Genomic DNA, 18,996 nt, shown 5'->3' with positions numbered 1-18,996 from the left:
GCAGTGTTTGTAATTACAAAAATAAGAAAGGACAGCTAAATGTCGCTTACTTTAGAAAATGTGAGTCGGGTTGTTGATGGTGAAACACACATCAATAATGCCAACCTCAGTTTAGAGCCCGGCTCTTTCAACGTGTTACTCGGAAGAACACTGGCGGGAAAAACCTCTTTGATGCGTTTAATGGCCGGATTAGACAAACCGTCCTCCGGTCGCGTGTTAATGAATGGCGTTGATGTGACTGGCGTGCCGGTACAGAAACGCAACATCTCTATGGTGTACCAGCAATTCATCAATTACCCAAACCTGACGGTTTGGGACAACATTGCATCGCCGCTTCAATTAGCAAAAGTGAAGTCGTCCGAGATTACGCGCAGAGTACAGGAAGTTGCGGAATTACTGCACATTGAACAACACCTGAAAAAATTGCCTATGGAATTATCCGGCGGACAGCAACAAAGAACAGCAATGGCACGAGCGCTGGTCAAAGACGCCAGTTTAGTGTTGTTTGATGAGCCTTTGGTTAACCTTGACTACAAGTTACGTGAAGAGCTTCGGCAAGAGCTCAGACATTTGTTCAAAGCCAGAAACACCATTGCGGTTTATGCCACTACAGAACCTAACGAAGCATTAGCCCTTGGCGGCACCACGACCCTACTGCACGAAGGTAACCTAATTCAGACTGGCCCGGCCGCTGACGTTTACCGGAACCCGAGCAATGTTGATGCGGCAGAACTGTTCAGTGAGCCACCGATTAATCTCGTGGACGGTAAAATTACCGACAGCCAGGTATTCATCAGTGAAGCCATTCATTTCCCGTTAGTTCAGGAACTTCAGGATTTACCTGCGGGCGATTATAAATTTGGTATTCGCCCGAGCCACATTGGCCTGGTTCCACAAAACGACGACGATCTTGAGCTTGCAGTGACCGTTGAGCTATCTGAAATCAGCGGTTCGGAATCTTTCCTGCACGTTCGTAACAAGCACTTCCCGTTAGTCATGCAGTTATCAGGTGTGTATGAGTTTCACACAGATACGGATGTGAATGTTTATCTGCCCGCACATCGATTATTCGTGTTTGATATGGAGGGCAACCTGATCAAGGCGCCTTCTTCAGTATTAGGAGGTGCAGCTCATGGCTGAGATTCATCTGAAATCGCTGGCTCACAGCTACAGCAAAAATCCCAGTGGCCCGGAAGATTATGCCATTCGGGAAATGAACCACGTCTGGGAACACGGTAAAGCCTACGCCTTGCTTGGCCCTTCCGGCTGTGGCAAAAGTACGCTATTGAACATTATTTCAGGCCTGCTGGCGCCATCTGGTGGTGAGATATTATTCGACAATGTTGTAGTGAATGAAATACCGCCGGAAGACAGAAACATCGCGCAGGTTTTCCAGTTCCCGGTCGTATACGATTCAATGACGGTATTCAACAATTTGGCATTTCCGCTCCGTAACCAGAAGGTCCCTGAAGCAAAAGTCATCGCCAAAGTAAATGAAATCGCTGAAATTCTTGAACTGCAGGACGTACTCAAGAAAAAAGCAAAAAACCTCACTGCCGATGAAAAGCAGAAAGTGTCCATGGGTCGAGGCTTGGTACGTGATAATGTTTCTGCCATTTTATTTGACGAACCCCTGACCGTTATTGACCCGCATTTGAAGTGGAAGTTGCGCCGTAAGCTCAAGCAAATTCACGAGCAATTCAACATCACCATGGTGTATGTAACGCACGATCAGCTGGAAGCATCAACCTTCGCTGATCAGATTGCAGTGATGTACGACGGACAAATCGTTCAGTTTGGCACACCTCGTGAACTGTTTGAAAAGCCGAACCACACCTTTGTGGGCTACTTCATTGGCAGCCCGGGCATGAACATCACTCCGGTTCAACGCACCCCCCATGGCGTTCTGTTTGGTGATACTGAAATTCCGTTATCGTCTGAGTTAAATGCAATTCTTCAGGCTTCTCCCTCTAAAAACTTTAAAATCGGTATCCGACCTGAATTTGTCCAGGTAACCCAAGAACCCACCGAAGGCTCGTATCCTTGTGAAGTTCAATATGAAGAAGATCTTGGTACCTACAAAGTGCTTACCGTGAAATTAGGTGAATGGGAAATTAAAGCGATTTTGGAAGAGAATGCTGTGTCCCCAACCAAATCGGCTTACGTTAACTTTCCAACTCAATGGTTAAAGTTGTACATCGACGAATATCTGGTTGAGGAGGCGCTGTCATGAGAAAAGTAGAAAACAACAAAGCCTGGTTCTTAGTTCTGCCGGTATTTCTACTCGTAGCATTCTCGGCGATCATTCCGTTAATGACTGTTGTGAACTATTCCGTTCAGGACATCTTTGATCAGAATAACGCCTATTTTGTAGGCGCTGAGTGGTACAGTGAAATTCTGCGAGACACTCGTCTCCACGAATCATTACTTCGCCAGTTCATGTTCTCATTCGCTGTACTTGCCATTGAAATACCTCTCGGTATTGGTATCGCACTCATGATGCCAACCAAGGGTAAAATGGCTTCAGTTTGTTTGATTTTAGTGGCAATTCCTTTGCTTATCCCATGGAACGTAGTGGGCACCATTTGGCAAATCTTTGGCCGTGCCGACATCGGTTTATTCGGATCAGCACTGACGGGCATGGGCATTGACTACAACTACGCATCCAATCCCTTCGACGCATGGGCAACTGTATTGTTGATGGACGTATGGCACTGGACACCATTAGTGGCACTGCTCTGCTACTCAGGTTTGCGCGCCATTCCTGAAGCATTTTATCAGGCCGCCAGAATTGACCGAGCTTCAAAATGGGCCGTTTTCCGCCACATTCAACTTCCAAAATTGAAAAATGTGTTAGTGATCGGCATTCTGCTTCGCTTCATGGACAGTTTCATGATCTATACCGAGCCATTTGTTCTTACTGGTGGCGGTCCGGGTAATTCAACCACATTTTTGAGCCAGACATTAACCAAAATGGCGATTGGTCAATTTGATTTAGGCCCGGCGGCGGCGTTCTCGTTGATCTATTTCTTAATTGTATTACTCGTTTCCTGGTTGTTCTTCACAACAATCAGCCACATGGATAAGGACAAATAAGGAGATCACCATGGAAATGACACGCAAAAAGGCAATTGGTATCACCTTGTACATTTTGTTTGTACTGGTACCTATTTATTGGCTGCTGAACATGTCGTTCAAAAGCAATGAAGAAATTCTCGGTGGCTTGTCCCTTTGGCCTTCGGAATTTACATTACAAAACTACATCGTAATCTTTACAGACCCGACCTGGTATACCGGTTATTTTAACTCGATGATTTATGTCACCATGAACGTCATCATCACCCTGTTAGTGGCTCTGCCGGCTGCATATGCATTCAGCCGCTACAAGTTCCTGGGTGATAAGCAGATGTTCTTCTGGCTGCTGACCAACCGCATGGCGCCACCAGCGGTATTCTTACTTCCGTTTTTCCAACTTTATTCATCCGTTGGTTTGTTCGACACCCACATCGCTGTCGCCCTTGCCCACTGTTTGTTTAACGTTCCATTGGCAGTTTGGATTTTGGAAGGCTTTATGTCGGGTGTGCCGCGTGAAATTGATGAAACGGCCTACATCGATGGTTACAGTTTTCCGAAATTCTTCGTCAAAATCTTCTTACCAATGATTCGCTCAGGCATTGGCGTGACTGCGTTTTTCGCCTTCATGTTCTCTTGGGTCGAGTTGCTCTTGGCAAGAACATTGACCTCTGTTGACGCCAAACCCATTGCCGCCATCATGACCCGAACCGTCGGGGCTGCGGGCATTGACTGGGGCGTCCTCGCTGCCGCTGGGGTGCTCACCATTCTGCCTGGATTACTGGTCATTTGGTTTGTTCGAAATCACGTCGCCAAAGGCTTTGCACTGGGACGCGTTTAAACATTCAGCCAACCCATTTGGACAGTAGTCAAATGGGCTGAAACAGGAGTAATTTTTATGATGAGTTGGATGGCATGGACACCCACAACAGCAATATTCTTCAGCGTCATCGCTTGTATATTGATCTGTATGACCATTTACGAAATTAAAGTTCCAAGTACGGAGCGCAAAGGTTTTCTACCTATCGAGACCTCACGAGGGGATCGACTATTTATAGGACTATTAAGCAGTGCATTTATCCACTTGTTGTTTTTGGGGGTAAGCGAAGTCAGCTTATGGATTGCACTTGCCATATCTGTGGTATGGGTAGGAATTGTACTTCGATGGGGATAACTACCACCCCGGAGAAGACATTAAGAAGGCTGTGCAATGTCAGTGCAGCCCGCTTACGAGCCAGCTTTATGTAAAGCTGGTCTACGCGAAACTTGAGATAGCTATTTAAGAGGCTAGACATGAAAATAAATACAAAAATATCGAAGGGACTCGTACTCAGTGCAGCCATTTCTTTATCCGCTATGGGTGCAACGGCTTACGCCGATCAGTTTTCTGATGCATCTAAAAAGTGGCTAAATGAAGAGTTCACTAAGTCCAGTCTGAGTAAAGAAGACCAGATGAAAGAACTTGCATGGTTCACTGAAGCGTCGAAGCCGTTTCGTGGTATGAGCATCAACGTTGTTTCCGAAACCATCACAACCCATGAATACGAGTCAAAAGTACTGGCTAAAGCCTTTGAAGAAATCACTGGCATTAAAGTCAACCACGACTTAATTCAGGAAGGTGACGTGGTTGAAAAACTGCAAACACAAATGCAGTCTGGTCGTAGTATTTACGACGCATACATCAACGATTCCGATTTGATTGGTACGCACTTCCGCTACGGTAAAGTTGTACCTATTTCTGACATGATCAAAAACGAAGCGAAGGATCTGACCCTTCCGACACTTGATCTTGAAGACTTCATCGGCATCGACTTTACCACAGGTCCCGACGGTAAGATTTATCAGCTGCCCGATCAACAGTTCGCTAACCTTTACTGGTTCCGTGCTGACTGGTTTGCTCGCGCTGACTTGAAAAAACAGTTTAAAAACATATACGGCTACGAGTTAGGTGTACCTAAAAACTGGTCTGCCTATGAAGACATTGCAGAATTCTTCACTAAGCACGTAAAAGAAATCGACGGCCAGCCGGTCTATGGTCACATGGACTACGGCAAGAAAGATCCATCACTTGGATGGCGTTTCACCGATGCCTGGTTCTCAATGGCAGGTGCCGGCGACAAGAGCCTACCCAACGGCTTCCCTGTTGATGAATGGGGCATCCGTGTAGAGGGCTGCCAACCCGTTGGTTCAAGTGTTGAGCGCGGCGGTGCAACTAATGGCCCAGCAGCTGTGTTCGCAACCACCAAATACGTTGATTGGCTGCGCCAATATGCGCCACCAGAAGCACAAGGCATGACGTTCTCAGAAGCTGGCCCAGTGCCTGCTCAAGGCGGCATTGCACAGCAGATTTTCTGGTATACCGCCTTTACTTCAAGCATGACCAAAGAAGGTCTGCCGGTCATGAACGAAGACGGCACACCTAAGTGGCGTATGGCCCCTTCTCCGAAAGGCCCGTATTGGGAAGAAGGCATGAAGCTGGGTTACCAAGACACTGGTTCATGGACGTTCCTGAAATCAACACCAGAGAAAAACCGCCTGGCTGCATGGTTGTATGCTCAGTTCACTGTGTCTAAGACGGTTTCCTTGCAGAAAACGTTGGTTGGCCTGACGCCTATTCGTGAGTCAGACATCAATTCTCAAGCAATGACAGATGTTGCGCCTAAGTTAGGTGGTTTGGTTGAGTTCTACCGCAGTCCAGCGCGTAAGCAGTGGACGCCAACGGGTACTAACGTACCGGACTACCCTAAGCTGGCTCAGCTTTGGTGGCAGTACATTGCAGAAGCTGCAAGTGGTGAATCTACGCCGCAAGAAGCGCTTGATGGTTTGGCAAAAGCACAGGACAAAGTACTTAAGCGCCTGGAGCGTTCTAAAGTACAAGGTGACTGTGGTCCGAAGTTGAACCCTAAGCGTGATGCAGAATACTGGTTGTCTCAGGAAGGTTCTCCAAAGGCTAAACTGCCGAACGAAAAACCACCTGGAGAAACAGTACCTTACGAACAGCTACTAAAGAGCTGGGAAGTATCTAAGCTGGATTAATATCCGAGCGGATCAATAGGTATTGATTTATCTAGTCCCCTTTATTGGGTAAATAAAGGGGACTTTTTAACGCTACAAAGCCAATTAACTGCCTTCTAACTCCTCGACCAAAAAATCTATAAAACAACGAACTTTTCTCGGCAAATACCTTCGGTGCGGATAAATCGCAAATAATCCAAATTCCAGTGTGCGATAACCAGGTAAAACTTCCACCAGCGTTCCATCAGCCAGCTCTTTCTCGACAATGAACTTTGGGATCATTCCGATACCACCACTAGCCAGAGCAATTTCCTTAACCGCTCTTGGACTGTTAGCCGCCACTCGGGATTGAACCTCTATTGAGGATGTTTCGCCATCAGGAGATACAATTGGCCACTGTTTTCCAATACGAAAGTTACTGTCGATAATGCAATTATGTTTCGCGATGCAATTGGCGTTTGTCGGGGAGGTGTGTTCTTCAAGATAATCGGGAGAGGCACACAATATAAGAGGAAGGTCTTTGATGTGCTTGGCAATGAGGTTTGAGTCATCCACACCGCCAATACGGATCACAACATCTATCCCCTCTTCTAACATATCAATCATTCGATCAGAAAGCTGAAGATCAATCTGCAAATCCGGGTACAATTTCAGAAATTTAGGAACAACCGGGGAAAGCTCCATTTCACCAAAAGCCACTGGCACGCTAATCCTCAGAAGTCCTCTGGGGCTTGATTGATCGCCGGAAACGTTATCGACTAATGCGGAGAATTCATCTAATAAAGGTAAGGCCTGGTCATAATAGCTACGTCCTGCTTCCGTTAAGGCCAGCCGCCTTGTTGATCGATTAAACAAGCGAACGCCAAGACTGCATTCAACTTCACCAACATACTTGCTCACCAAGGCTTTAGATAACCCCAAGCGCTCACTTGCTGCAGTAAAAGAACCCGTCTCCACTACTGCAATCACTGTTTTCATACCATCAAGAGTGTCCATGATTGTCAATATAGCATTGACAATCATTCAACATAACATCCATTTATCAATAAACTAGAAAAATAGATACTTCTCTCATCGACGCAAAGTGACCCGACGCAAGCTTATCGAGCCATCAAATTGCAAACGTAACCCTTAAACGTGAAATATAAATTTACGACCCACAAACTAAAATTAATTGCTGAATTATTGGAGTAAGACTATGTCCGCAATCAAACTATACCGCCACCCTCTATCAGGCCATTCTCACCGAGTGGAAGTCATTTTGTCTCTACTGGGTTTGGATGCAGAGATCATCGACGTAGACCTAAAAGCAGGGGCACATAAGAAACCTGAGTTTCTGGCAAAAAACAGCTTTGGCCAAGTTCCGGCATTGGACGATGGCGATGTAACGCTCTCGGACTCCAATGCCATTCTTGTCTACCTTGCCAGTAAATACGATACAGAGCGAACCTGGTATCCGGAAGACCTGACAGATCAGGCGGAAGTACAACGCTTCTTATCCGTCGCTGCTGGCAAGGTGGCTTTTGGCCCAGCTGCTGCTCGTTTGGTCAATGTATTTGGAGCTGGATTAGATCACGATGCAGCCATAGCAACGGCTCATGGAATTTTGATCGAATTAGAAGCCCACCTTAATGGTCGTGATTGGCTAGCCACTGATTTACCGACCATTGCAGACGCAGCAAATTACGCATACATAGCGCATGCGCCTGAAGGCGATGTTTCGCTGGAAAACTACCCCAACATTCGCGCCTGGATTGAACGCTTCGAAAGTCTGCCAAGGTTCATAGCCTTTGAAAAGACGCCTGTAGGCCTGTGTGCTTAGTGTCTTTCTCCAAGCAATACATGAGGCTTTAGAATTACGAGCCTCATGTATATAAATACCAGACCGTCTTTTTAATTAATGCCTCGTCACACACCACAGATTAATTGATCAAACCCTCACTTTTGAGATATTTCTCACTGACTAATCAGTCAATATTAAGTGTAAGTGGTCTAAAGTTACTCAAGCAAAGGTCGTTAAGATGGTTAGCATAGGATTCAACACAGCCACATAAACACATAGAAAGTTCATGGATAGGAAATTTTTATGAAAACCATACCGTTCGATTTGGCCGATTTACAATCCGCACGAAGTGGAAATGTACCTGAAGGTAAAAAGTTAACCGATGAGGAAATCAAAAAGCTTCAGTTAACTTCGTCCGAATCCCAAACGGTAGAACATAATGTTGCACTCCCTCCTTCCATCACGGTAGACATCGCTTCAACACCCATCATTAATGAACCAAATAATTTTAAAGCCATTGAAGGCTTGGTTCGTTATTCACCGCAAGGTGATGCCGAGTTTTTAAATCGTAATGAGTACTTGGCATCCGAACTGGATACCCAAACCACTAACAGGCAGTTCTTGCCGTCTTTATTTTTGTCTTACATCACGGAACTCGATCTATCTGAAGGCTCATATTTTGATGGAAGCCGTTCATACGCAGGTTTTGCGCAAATGGATGAAGCTGGAAAAACGGCATCACCAAGTTATCAAAGCCTCCGATCCGGCGCGAATGTGGAAGCATCTTTCAGTTTGGAAATCGAAACCAAAGACGGCGACAAAGTCACCATTAATATCAACAAAGAAAACGGCATTGCAGCAGTGAAAGACTCGGGTTTTCTGAGTGTCAACGGCACTTCGTTCAGCTTTGAATTTGAAGGTGAGCTGGACGAAGAAGAATTGGAAGCCATTCAAAATCTGGCTGTGGATTTTAGCGATTCTGCCGGTGCTTTTTTCAATGGTCGGGGCATGGCTGAATTAAATGGCCTGCAAGGTTTCGATCGCGACGAATTGGTTGGCTTTGATCTTGAATTAAAGAATTCACACACCAGCTCCAAAGCGGAGTTTCATTTTGAAATTGATCAATTCAACGGCAACCAAACTTTGGAAGCCACCCAGAACGGGTTAACGTACGATTTCACAGTAGATACCAACAACGAACTGGTCAGCGGGAGCCTGGAAGAAAATGCCCAGTTCCAATCGTATTTAGACATCATAGATAAAACAGCTAAATCTTATAAAATGTTCGGTGTTTCACCTGACGATGTTGCATCGTTTTTTACAGACGGATTTTCATCTGCGCTCAACATTGGCCTGAGGAATGAGGACGATGAGAAGGACACATCAACGACACTCAACCCAAACCAAACTTCCGTTGCTAAATCGGTTCTCAGTGGTTTGCCCGACTTTGAAGCCAATTTTTTTGGGACACGAGACATAGCACCAAATCCTCAGAATCCGCAAGAAAAGTCGTTCATGTCATTAGAAATCGACCAAGAGACCAAAATCAGAGAAGGCTTGACTCGTGATGGTAAATACACGGAAGTTGAACAAACATCCACCTACGACATGGACATCCGACAGCACAAGCCTCTCAACGGCCTGAATCAAGTAGACTTCAAAAATGGCAACTACAAATACGAGACGCTGAAAGAAGAAGGCTCTTTAATCCGATCCATCAATATGGATGGCCAAGGCGCCATTAACTCTGCCATCGTAAATCAGTCTCAGTCCAAAGAAGAAACAACCAAAGAATATGAAAACGGGAAGTTAACCAATAAAGAGGCCATAAAAGAGCAAATCACAGATACATTAATCACGAGTGACCTAGGCACACTTCAACAAGACAAGCTTGACCGTCAGCTCGGCCTTTACAAAGTTATTGATGAACTGCTTGACGAATAAACGGAGTCCTTGCAATCAGAACTCCGTTTATTATTCTTAGAGCATCAACGTACTTTTATTTTCAATGCACTTATTTTCAATGTCTTGGTTTTCAATGTATTTGTTTTCCATATACCTATTTGCAATATGGCCCTATACGTTTGCCGTCGTAATACTGGTATAAACGAGGCGTCGGCGGAATCTCCCCTTCTTTCTGGTCGACATTCTGATAAGGGTTGCCACTCTTACCTTCTAAAAATGCCTGCATACCGAATAAATAGTGTTGATTCAGTAAATGACCCCAGGCGTCCAAGCCCGTCTTTTCGTAAACATCGCCATCGATTTTAATGATATCCGGGTTGGTCGCTTTCAACGGAGACAACACACCGAGTCGAGCCACTAAATCAAATTCGTTGGCAAAGTTCTCAATGTACGGCAATCCAACTTCATTCCCCTGCTCATCAACGGTATAACTCACATAGGTCATCTTGTCTGCACAGTTTGCAAAGGTATAAACCTCTAACTTCTTGAGGGTATTCACCAAATAAGAATCCAGGCTCTTGCGATCCAAGCCGTGAAGTTCTTCACTGAAAATAATATCGATGACTAATTGATCAATGAGTTCAAGCTTTAGCTTAGGTCGGGCACTGAGATCATCCAGCAACAAATGAATGGTCTCTAAACTGCGCTGAAACGCTTTTAGTACATTCGCAGTAATAATTGTTCCTTCCGAGTGACATAGCAACACGACTTTATCCAACTGAGGATCTTTCAGCGCCTCAAGTATAGCTACAGCCGCTTTGATTGCAGGTTCAGTCATAGACTGAGCATCGTCCAGGTCTGGGTCGGTTTTGAAGGATTTACCCACGGCGCACTGAACCAAGTCCAAAATTGCAGAGTCAGTCGCATTATGAATACAAGTAATCGGCCTCTGAAACAGTTCGCTGATTAAGTCCGTGTTCAGTTTTGCAACCGCTTCGTTGGTACAGATTCCATTCAAAAAGAACCAACGCTCATTCGCAAACGAAGTCACACTGTCAAACGGATCTGGTTGCTGAAAGTAATTACTAGGACGCCAAAACGTATTTTGAATGACCGGCGGCAATAACGTTCTTGCCCAAGGTCCTGGCGCGTGAGAAAACGCAGGCACCGTAATATCCACCAGATAATTAGCTGCACGAACCGGACGCCACGGGTTCAAGATGGTGTACTCAGATTCTGTACGGTACGGCGGAATAATCTCTCCCACCCGGCCAAAAATAGACTGAAAATACAATGGAGGAAAAAAGTTCAGCGCTTCCAAAGCGACTTTAAACAACACCTCATAGTCGTTTGGCGGCGGCGGGTTCACTAAATTCAGTTCCAAATCAATGGAACCCATAATTTCCTGAATTTTAGGATCTAGCTCGGCTTTTTCTGTGTTTTGTACTGCGACATCATCGCTCATGGAAAGCTCCTGTTCAGCTTGCTGTAGGAAAAAATGCAGGGATTTAAATTCATGTTTCCGTACAACTGGATCGGAACTGCCGTATAACACTAACTAGGCTACGAACGGTTGTCAGCACCCTATTTAATCATGCGATTAAAATTAATAAAAAAGGATTAAGAAGAGTAAACTTTATCAACCCAAAAGACAGCGCATAGAAGCAACAGAAACTTTAGGAGATAACCAGTAAATTCCCTGAGAAAAAAACGATCCAAACGCAAAAGAGATGCAACAGAGTCGCCCAGCAGTAAGTACGAAAAACAGCTTAACGAATTGCCGCACTTAATTTCGGTGAAAGAGTGGTACGATAGACAGTATTATGAAAGGCAAGATAGCCAGTGAACGAAGCATTATCAGCCTACGAGGGCTAAAGTCTATGACTATGTCTCTTCCTCCTTATATGTCAGAAAACGATAAAGTTATCTTATTTGATGGTGTCTGCAAGCTCTGTAATTTCTGGAGCGGGTTCATAATTAAACACGACACCCAGAACATCTTCAAATTGGCATCCGTCCAGTCTCCGGAGGGGCAAAGCATTCTTGCCTATTTCAATTACCCCACCGACAGATTCGATACCATGCTGTACATAGAAGGATCGAAGGCCTACCAACAAAGCGATGCATTTTTAAACGTCGTAAGCCAGCTGGGTCTTCCCTGGAAACTGTTTTCGGTTTTTAAATGCTTGCCTGCGTTCATAAGAAACTGGGGTTACGACCGAATAGCACTCAACCGGTATTTCTTATTTGGCAAATACGACCATTGCATACTGCCATCGGCTGAGCACCAAAGCCGGTTTTTAACTGGCAATTAATCATCCAGTCGAAAACCAATTTTTAACGTTACCTGCCAGTGAGCCACAGCTCCTTTATCGATGTGACCTCGGGTTTCTGTCACTTCAAACCAGTCCATATGCTTAATGGACTTAGCAGCTTTATTAATGCCGTTGGTAATGGCATCTTCCAAGCCGGTGGTAGAACTGCCTACAATCTCAACTTTTTTATATACATGAGCACTCATTGTGACTCTCCACTTGTTTCAGGTGTATCCAATAAGTCTAGCAGGTTGTTGATTTTCTATCTGTGTTGCCCTAACGGTGTTAAAATCAGACTCAAAATGCTCATTTATGAACTATATACTCCGCGTTTTCGCCTGATTTTGCCTTGTTAGTCCTGCCTCGATAACGAAAATCAACAGCCTGCCGGGAGAATACTGGCGCGAATCCATTTCGATACAAAATAATTAATGGGTAGGATTACAGGGAAGAAAATCGAAAGGGCTGCGCATCTATAAAAGAAGACAGAGAATAAGCGATAAATCACCGCTTATTCAGTAACACTTAATGAATAAAGCTTACAGAAGCTTTCAACCTAAGAGGTTTGAGGAGTTGAAAACCGGGATTCCAAATACTGAATGATGTCCGAAGACTCATACATCCAGCTCACTTCGCCCTTCTCATCTTCAATACGAAGGCATGGTACTTTCAATGCACCGCCACCATTAACCAACTCATCTTTATGTGACGCAACACGCTTGGCGTCTCTGGTCTCGATATTTAAAGAATTACGTTTCATAGAACGACGTACTTTTACACAAAACGGGCATGACTTGTATTGATAAAGCGCCAGGTTCTTTGTTTCTGAGTCAATCTTTGCCTGAGCTTGCGGCGCTCTTTTTACACCTCTGGGAGTGAATACCCAGTTAAAAAATAAAATTAACGCACCAAGAATTGCTCGTACTACTCGCAACATACAACGACCTACCTTCTGTTTTAATGGGCTAACCAAGCCATCTAATTCATTACTTGGTCAAAATTTGCGCCATTATATACATCTGGCTTCCACCTTCCAAATTCAATATTGGAAGCGAGGAACAAAGATCCGGCCTCATATAGATGTTTGATTCTAAGTTGTCATGCTAGAATGCCGCCGTTATCCAAAGGTTGCTGCAGTTTGGCTGGCTATTCTGTAAAAAAGCTCTTCTTACAATGAGTTAGACAGGCACCCATGGAATTAAAATAACTTAAACACTTTAAGGAAACGTCTGATGAATTTTGATCCTGCTTCTCTACCATCCACCATCGATATGCTTCATCTGATTCTCGCAGTACTTGCAGTTGTATTCTTTGTTTTATTCGTTACAAAAAAATCATCGCCTCAGGCAAGCGCCAATGAAGTAACGCCCGAGCCGACACCGGTTGCGGAACCTACGCCTGTTGCTGAACCAAAGCCTGCCCCAGTAAAAGAAACACCCAAGCCAGCCGTATTGAAAGAAGCCACCCCGGATGCAGCCCTACAGCTTTTGACATTGCTGCAACAGGACGCCCGATTCATCGATTTTATTCAAGAAGACGTATCCAGTTACTCGGATGCCGACATTGGTGCAGCCGCACGTGTTGTCCATGAAGGCAGCAAAAAAACACTTACTACGTATTTTGACTTCGCCGCCATCAGAAACGAAGAAGAAGAATCCCGCGTTACATTGAACGAAGGATTCAATGCATCTGAAGTCAGATTGACAGGAAATGTGGTAGGCGAAGCACCATTCACCGGCACCCTGATTCATAAAGGCTGGAAAGTAACCAACATTAAACTACCTAAATTGGCGGAAGGTCACGACACGTCCATCGTTGCACCAGCAGAGGTTGAACTATGAGTGATACGGAATTGAATTCAATGGATGAAAACAACCGTTCTGCCAAATACTCCGTTGGCATCGACTTAGGTACAACCCATTGCGTGTTGTCTTACCTGGATCTGGACTCCGCCATGGAAGATCCGACAGCAGAAGTTGAAGTATCTGTGCTGAGTATTCCACAGCTAACACAGCCCGGAGTGATCGAAGAAAAAGAGCAGCTGCCTTCGTTCATGTACATGGCACACGAATCAGAATTGACTGACAGTGACATTGCCCTGCCATGGAACGAAAAGCCGGAAGACATTGTCGGCTCGCTGGCCAGAAACCTTGGCAGTAAAACACCCATCCGATTAGTCTCCAGTGCAAAAAGCTGGTTATGTCATGGCGGCATTGACCGTCATGCCGATTTCCTACCCGCAGGAAGCCCGGAAGAAGTCGCCAAGGTATCCCCATTAGACGCAACTTTTGAATACCTTGATCACCTAGCTTCTGCCTGGGACAACAAGTACCCCGACTACCCGTTAACAGAACAAGAAGTCACCATCACCATTCCTGCCTCTTTTGATCCGGCCGCACGAGAATTAACGGCCGAAGCCGCCGGTTTTGTTGGCTTTGAAAACCTGACTCTGCTCGAAGAACCTCAGGCTGCGGTATACAACTGGCTTCACGCCTGTGGCGACGAATGGCGAAACCAGGTCAATGTTGGTGACATCATCTTAGTGGTTGATATCGGAGGCGGCACCACCGACTTATCCTTGGTGGCAGTTACGGAAGACGAAGGGAATCTTACCTTAAACCGGGTTGCGGTTGGCGACCACATTTTATTGGGTGGCGACAACATGGATTTGGCACTGGCGTATCGTGTCAAAGCCAAGCTGGCGCAGGAAGGGAAAGAACTTCAAACTTGGCAGATACAAGCCATTACTCAGGCATGTCGAGATGCAAAAGAGCAGTTGCTACTGGATAACGACATCACTGAAGTTCCGATTGTGGTTCCTAGCCGAGGCTCCAAACTGTTCGGAAATACACTAAGAACCGAATTAACCCGTGACGAAGTCAAAGAGGCGCTGGTAGAAGGCTTCTTCCCTGAAGTTGCAATCAATGATCACCCAAGAGCAGCCAGACGCGGAGCACTGACTCAAAAAGGCTTACCTTACGCGCAAGACCCGGCTGTAACTCGTCACTTGGCTGAATTCTTAAGCAAACAGGCAGATGCTGCTTCTGATCTTATCAATCCGACTTCAGAAGACAATGAAAACACTTCTAACGAAGCTATGTTCTCCGATCCCCTTGCAGGCGGTTTTGGTGATACAGCGTCCGATTCGTTCATTAAACCCACTGCGATACTATTAAACGGCGGTGTTCTGAAAGCCCCTGCCCTGTCCGACAGAGTATTGAGTATCATTAATCAATGGCTAACCGAGGCCGGTGCCGAAGAAGCCCGCTTGCTTGAGGAATCTGACCTTGATCTGGCAGTAGCCAACGGTGCAAGTTATTACGGCTTTGTTAAACAAGGCCAAGGGGTTCGAATTCGTGGTGGCTTGGCAAATGCCTACTATGTGGGCATTGAAAGTGCGATGCCTGCCATACCGGGCATGGAACCACCGTTGGAAGCACTGTGTATTGCTCCCTTTGGCATGGAAGAAGGAACAGAAACTGCGCCGACCTCCGCTGAATTTGGCTTAATTGTCGGTGAGCCTGTTCATTTCCGCTTCTTTGGCTCGAATACCCGTCGACATGATGAATCCGGTGTTCAGCTGGAGCATTGGGCTGACGATGAACTGGAAGAGCTCCCAGAACTACAAGCGACATTGCCAGCCGAGGGCCGACGTGCTGGAGAGGTGGTACCCGTCCGGTTAAGCGCTAAAGTAACTGAAGTAGGAACACTCAAGCTTGAAGCCATTGCTGTCGATAATGCGGATAATAACAATACCGATGAAAATGGTGAACCCGAACGCTGGCAGATAGAGCTGGACGTACGCGACTAAAACTTCATTTCGCTACTGGCGAGAAAAATCAGCGAGCAAAAATGACTGCACAACCGAAGTATCTGATCGGTATCGATTTAGGGACCACGCACACCGTGGTCGCCTATGCCGATTTGAATAAAGCACTGACCCACGACAACTGCCAAATCTTTGAAATTGAACAACTGGTTGCGCCGGGCGAAGTCGCTAAAAAGCCACTTCTTCCGTCTTTTCGATACCACCCTGCACCCGGGGAATTAAACGAAAATGATTTAACCCTGCCCTGGTCGCACCTGAACACTGACCCACAATTTAAATTACCAGGCGAATTACCCCAAGTGGTGATTGGCGAGTGGGCACGAGAGTTGGGCTCAAAGGTGGATGGTCGGCAAGTCGTCAGTGCTAAAAGCTGGTTGTCACACCCTCAAGTAGATCGCAGCGCGGACATTCTGCCTTGGGCGGGCGCTGAAGGGATTGAAAAAGTTTCACCGGTATTGGCCAGTGCCAGCTATCTGGACCATGTTCGAAAAGCCTGGAACCACGGGAATCCAGATGCACCACTTGAGCAGCAGGAAGTCATCATTACCGTGCCGGCCTCATTTGATGAAGGCGCCCGATCGCTGACCATCGAAGCCGCCGAAATGGCAGGCTTTGGTAAAGTTCTGCTATTGGAAGAACCGCAAGCCGTTTGCTATGACTGGTACGCAAGACAAGGGGAAAACGCCCAAAGCCTTCTGGCAAAACTAAAACTGTTGCTGGTTTGCGATGTTGGTGGCGGCACCACCGATTTAAGTTTAATTAAAGTGACCGAAGGAAAAGATCAAACCTTAGCACTTACCCGTGTCGGTGTTGGTAATCACCTCATGCTGGGTGGCGATAATGTTGATCTGGCCTTGGCTCACATGGCGGAACAGCAAATCAACAGCGCAGGCTCTGGAACGCCTAAAAAATTAAGTGCGGCCAGTTTGTCTCAGTTGATTCAGCAAACCCGAAAAGCCAAAGAACTGTTGCTCTCTGATCAGGCCCCAGAAAGTGCAAAAGTAACGGTTCTTGGCAGTGGCGCAAAATTAATCGGTGGCTCAAAGAGCTGTCTGCTGACTCAATCTCAGGTTCGTAAAGTTGCCTTGGACGGCTTCTTCCCTGAAATTCCCTTTGAAGACAGACCCAACAAGCGCCGAAGTGCGGTGGTTGAATTTGGCTTACCTTACGCCTCAGATCCTGCCGTCAGCAAACACCTTGCAGAATTCATCGGCCAACACGAAGCCGCTTGCCGTGAAGCCCTTGGCCTCAATGAAGATGACGCACAAAACCCAGTGCCGGATGCCGTTTTATTCAACGGCGGAGTATTCAACAGCCCGACCCTGACCGAACGCTCCCTATCGGTATTAAGCCATTGGCGACAAACGCCCATTCTTCATTTAGATAATCAAAACCCTGACCTGGCCGTCGCCAAAGGGGCCGTAGCCTATGCAAAAGCACGCAGAGGCGCGCAACTAAAAATTGGCGGTGGCTCTGCCCGCACATTCTTTCTTGGCTTAAATAAAGAAAAGGGCCAACAGCAAGCCGTGTGTCTGCTGCCCAAAGGCACAGAAGAAGACCAGGAACAAACCCTAAGCGAACGCAGGTTCTCGCTACAGCTTGGTCAACCGGTTCAGTTTCACCTATTTTCTACTACCGCTGACCGACAATTCCAGCCTGGCGAAATCATTTCTCTCAGCGATGAAGACCTTTCTTCACAAGCGTTTATTTCCCTCCCACCCTTAGTTGCGGTCATGGACTCAGAAAGCTCGAATGCAACGACAATGGAAGTGTCGCTTGCCACTACGCTCACAGAAGTTGGAACACTTAAAATTGATTGTGTTGCTGAAAATGAAGCCACCGAAAGCCAACAACGCTGGCAGTTAGAATTTGAAATACGAAAAAACCTGTCTAAACAAAGAGACACAGCGTCCGAACAATTACCAGCCAACTTTGATCAGGTAACCGAAAAGGTTTCTGACGTATTTGGCAGCAGCAAGAAAGACAATAACCCAAAAGCCGTAAAAACCCTGAGAGCGGATATAGAAAAGCTGCTCGGCAAACGGGATACCTGGGAAATCCCGGTGTTAAGAGCATTATTTGATCTGCTCCTGGAAGGAAAAAACAGACGCCGCCGCTCTGCAGCCCACGAGCGTGTATGGCTTAATCTCGCCGGTTACAGCCTGAGACCAGGATTCGGCTACCCTGTCGATGACTGGCGCATTCAGCAGGTTTGGTCTCATTACCAACATGGTATCCAGTTTAATCAGGAAACACCGGTATGGATTGAGTGGTGGACGTTCTGGCGCCGTGCCGCTGGCGGCCTCAGCAGCGAACAACAAACAAAGCTGTACAAAGACATCAGTAAGTTTTTAAACCCTTCTGCTTTGACCAATCGTAAGCTTCAGGCAGAGCTGAAACAAAAATCTTATGAAGACATGGTCAAGCTGGTTGCAACCCTTGAACATTTGCCGGTGGAAGACAAAACCCAGACCATCAAATGGCTCCTCAAGCGACTTGAAAAACCCTCAGAAACCATCACCAGTTGGTGGGCGATTGGCCGAATGGCCTCTCGCGTGCCTTTCCATGGCAGTGCCCATAATGTCATTGATAAAAGTCAGGTGCAGTCCTGGCTGCCGCAATTGCTCAAAGCCGACTGGAAAAAGAACCAACAAGCCGCCTTTGCAGCCGTTCTCATGACAAGAATGAGCGGGGACAGAGCCAGAGATATCGACGACGAATGGCGAAATAAGGTGGTCGAAAAGCTAACAATGGTCAAAGCGCCGGTCAGCTGGATTGAAATGGTACAAACCGTCAAAGAGCTGGATGAAGCAGAAACCAAAAAAGTATTTGGGGAAGGCCTGCCCATCGGATTGAAACTTATACAATAATTAAATTTATCTATAATCAAAAACATCACTAAGCCGTAGATTTTTCTACGGTTTTTTCGTTTGAGCGACCTACTACAATATCCACCTCAAACGCATCAGCATCTGTCTCAATCAACACAGCCACTCTTAATAAAATATATTGAGATTATTCTCAAGCTGCCCCTATTTTTGTGCGTAATTATCATTTTTGTACAGTTTTTGTAGTTC

General features: G+C 46.1%; 16 protein-coding genes. 12 read left to right on the top strand and 4 right to left on the bottom strand.

Features of this window, described 5'->3' with window-relative positions:
• The first annotated feature begins 39 nt into the window (after window positions 1-39).
• The 6 genes from ABD744_RS06590 to ABD744_RS06565 all read left to right on the top strand — a co-directional run bounded on the left by ABD744_RS06590 (window position 40) and on the right by ABD744_RS06565 (window position 6,108).
• Window positions 40-1,140, top strand: coding sequence for an ABC transporter ATP-binding protein (locus tag ABD744_RS06590; protein ID WP_344796680.1), 1,101 nt, complete (start codon window positions 40-42; stop codon window positions 1,138-1,140).
• Entirely contained in the window at window positions 1,133-2,233 is a 1,101-nt protein-coding gene (locus tag ABD744_RS06585; RefSeq protein WP_344796678.1) for an ABC transporter ATP-binding protein, read from the top strand. Before ABD744_RS06590 ends, ABD744_RS06585 begins: the two co-directional genes overlap by 8 nt.
• On the top strand, window positions 2,230-3,096 hold the full coding sequence (locus ABD744_RS06580) for a carbohydrate ABC transporter permease (protein WP_344796676.1): 867 nt from the start codon (window positions 2,230-2,232) through the stop codon (window positions 3,094-3,096). The genes ABD744_RS06585 and ABD744_RS06580 overlap by 4 nt, the downstream gene beginning before the upstream one ends.
• Before the next feature lie 10 nt (window positions 3,097-3,106).
• Window positions 3,107-3,913 carry a carbohydrate ABC transporter permease gene (locus ABD744_RS06575; RefSeq protein WP_425562136.1) on the top strand — a complete coding sequence of 269 codons (807 nt, stop codon included), beginning with the start codon at window positions 3,107-3,109 and terminating at the stop codon, window positions 3,911-3,913.
• Window positions 3,914-3,973: 60 nt separating this feature from the next.
• The gene (locus ABD744_RS06570; protein ID WP_344797717.1) at window positions 3,974-4,246 is read left to right on the top strand and encodes a DUF2160 domain-containing protein; all 273 of its coding nucleotides are present in this window, start codon (window positions 3,974-3,976) and stop codon (window positions 4,244-4,246) included.
• Window positions 4,247-4,428: 182 nt separating this feature from the next.
• Window positions 4,429-6,108: an ABC transporter substrate-binding protein gene (locus ABD744_RS06565; protein ID WP_425562150.1), complete on the top strand. Its 1,680-nt coding sequence runs from the start codon at window positions 4,429-4,431 to the stop codon at window positions 6,106-6,108.
• 84 nt (window positions 6,109-6,192) lie between these two features.
• Here the strand turns inward: ABD744_RS06565 and ABD744_RS06560 are convergent, their stop codons facing one another.
• Entirely contained in the window at window positions 6,193-7,083 is an 891-nt protein-coding gene (locus ABD744_RS06560; protein WP_344796672.1) for a LysR family transcriptional regulator, read from the bottom strand.
• A gap of 202 nt (window positions 7,084-7,285) precedes the next feature.
• Between ABD744_RS06560 and ABD744_RS06555 the strand changes: the two genes are divergently transcribed.
• Both ABD744_RS06555 and ABD744_RS06550 read left to right on the top strand, forming a co-directional pair.
• On the top strand, window positions 7,286-7,909 hold the full coding sequence (locus ABD744_RS06555) for a glutathione S-transferase family protein (protein ID WP_344796670.1): 624 nt from the start codon (window positions 7,286-7,288) through the stop codon (window positions 7,907-7,909).
• A 264-nt stretch (window positions 7,910-8,173) separates the two neighbouring features.
• Complete coding sequence (locus ABD744_RS06550; protein ID WP_344796668.1) at window positions 8,174-9,814, top strand: hypothetical protein; 1,641 nt, start codon at window positions 8,174-8,176, stop codon at window positions 9,812-9,814.
• A gap of 115 nt (window positions 9,815-9,929) precedes the next feature.
• Here ABD744_RS06550 and ABD744_RS06545 read toward each other — a convergent pair whose 3' ends face one another.
• A complete protein-coding gene (locus ABD744_RS06545; RefSeq protein ID WP_344796666.1) occupies window positions 9,930-11,240 on the bottom strand; it encodes a hypothetical protein in 1,311 nt (436 codons plus the stop codon).
• Window positions 11,241-11,598: 358 nt separating this feature from the next.
• Between ABD744_RS06545 and ABD744_RS06540 the strand changes: the two genes are divergently transcribed.
• A complete protein-coding gene (locus ABD744_RS06540; protein WP_344796664.1) occupies window positions 11,599-12,090 on the top strand; it encodes a thiol-disulfide oxidoreductase DCC family protein in 492 nt (163 codons plus the stop codon).
• Here the strand turns inward: ABD744_RS06540 and ABD744_RS06535 are convergent.
• Together ABD744_RS06535 and ABD744_RS06530 are read right to left on the bottom strand one after the other, a co-directional pair.
• Window positions 12,087-12,296, bottom strand: coding sequence for a dodecin (locus ABD744_RS06535; RefSeq protein WP_344796662.1), 210 nt, complete (start codon window positions 12,294-12,296; stop codon window positions 12,087-12,089). The genes ABD744_RS06540 and ABD744_RS06535 overlap by 4 nt on opposite strands.
• A gap of 350 nt (window positions 12,297-12,646) precedes the next feature.
• Complete coding sequence (locus tag ABD744_RS06530; protein ID WP_344796660.1) at window positions 12,647-13,027, bottom strand: glutaredoxin family protein; 381 nt, start codon at window positions 13,025-13,027, stop codon at window positions 12,647-12,649.
• Between the two features lie 295 nt (window positions 13,028-13,322).
• On the opposite strand from ABD744_RS06530, the gene ABD744_RS06525 reads away from it, so the two are divergent.
• From ABD744_RS06525 to ABD744_RS06515, 3 genes are read left to right on the top strand one after another with little or no spacing between them, the layout of a single operon-like run.
• Entirely contained in the window at window positions 13,323-13,931 is a 609-nt protein-coding gene (locus ABD744_RS06525; protein ID WP_344796658.1) for a DUF2760 domain-containing protein, read from the top strand.
• Window positions 13,928-15,901 (top strand): Hsp70 family protein, encoded by a 1,974-nt coding sequence (locus ABD744_RS06520; RefSeq protein WP_344796656.1) that lies wholly within the window; start codon window positions 13,928-13,930, stop codon window positions 15,899-15,901. Before ABD744_RS06525 ends, ABD744_RS06520 begins: the two co-directional genes overlap by 4 nt.
• A gap of 41 nt (window positions 15,902-15,942) precedes the next feature.
• Window positions 15,943-18,789 (top strand): Hsp70 family protein, encoded by a 2,847-nt coding sequence (locus ABD744_RS06515; RefSeq protein WP_344796654.1) that lies wholly within the window; start codon window positions 15,943-15,945, stop codon window positions 18,787-18,789.
• The last annotated feature ends 207 nt before the right edge of the window (window positions 18,790-18,996 follow it).

This window comes from Litoribacillus peritrichatus (genome assembly GCF_039537985.1).
GTDB classification, from domain to species: Bacteria; Pseudomonadota; Gammaproteobacteria; order Pseudomonadales; family Litoribrevibacteraceae; genus Litoribacillus; species Litoribacillus peritrichatus.
This window is presented reverse-complemented; position numbering and strand designations above follow the sequence as displayed.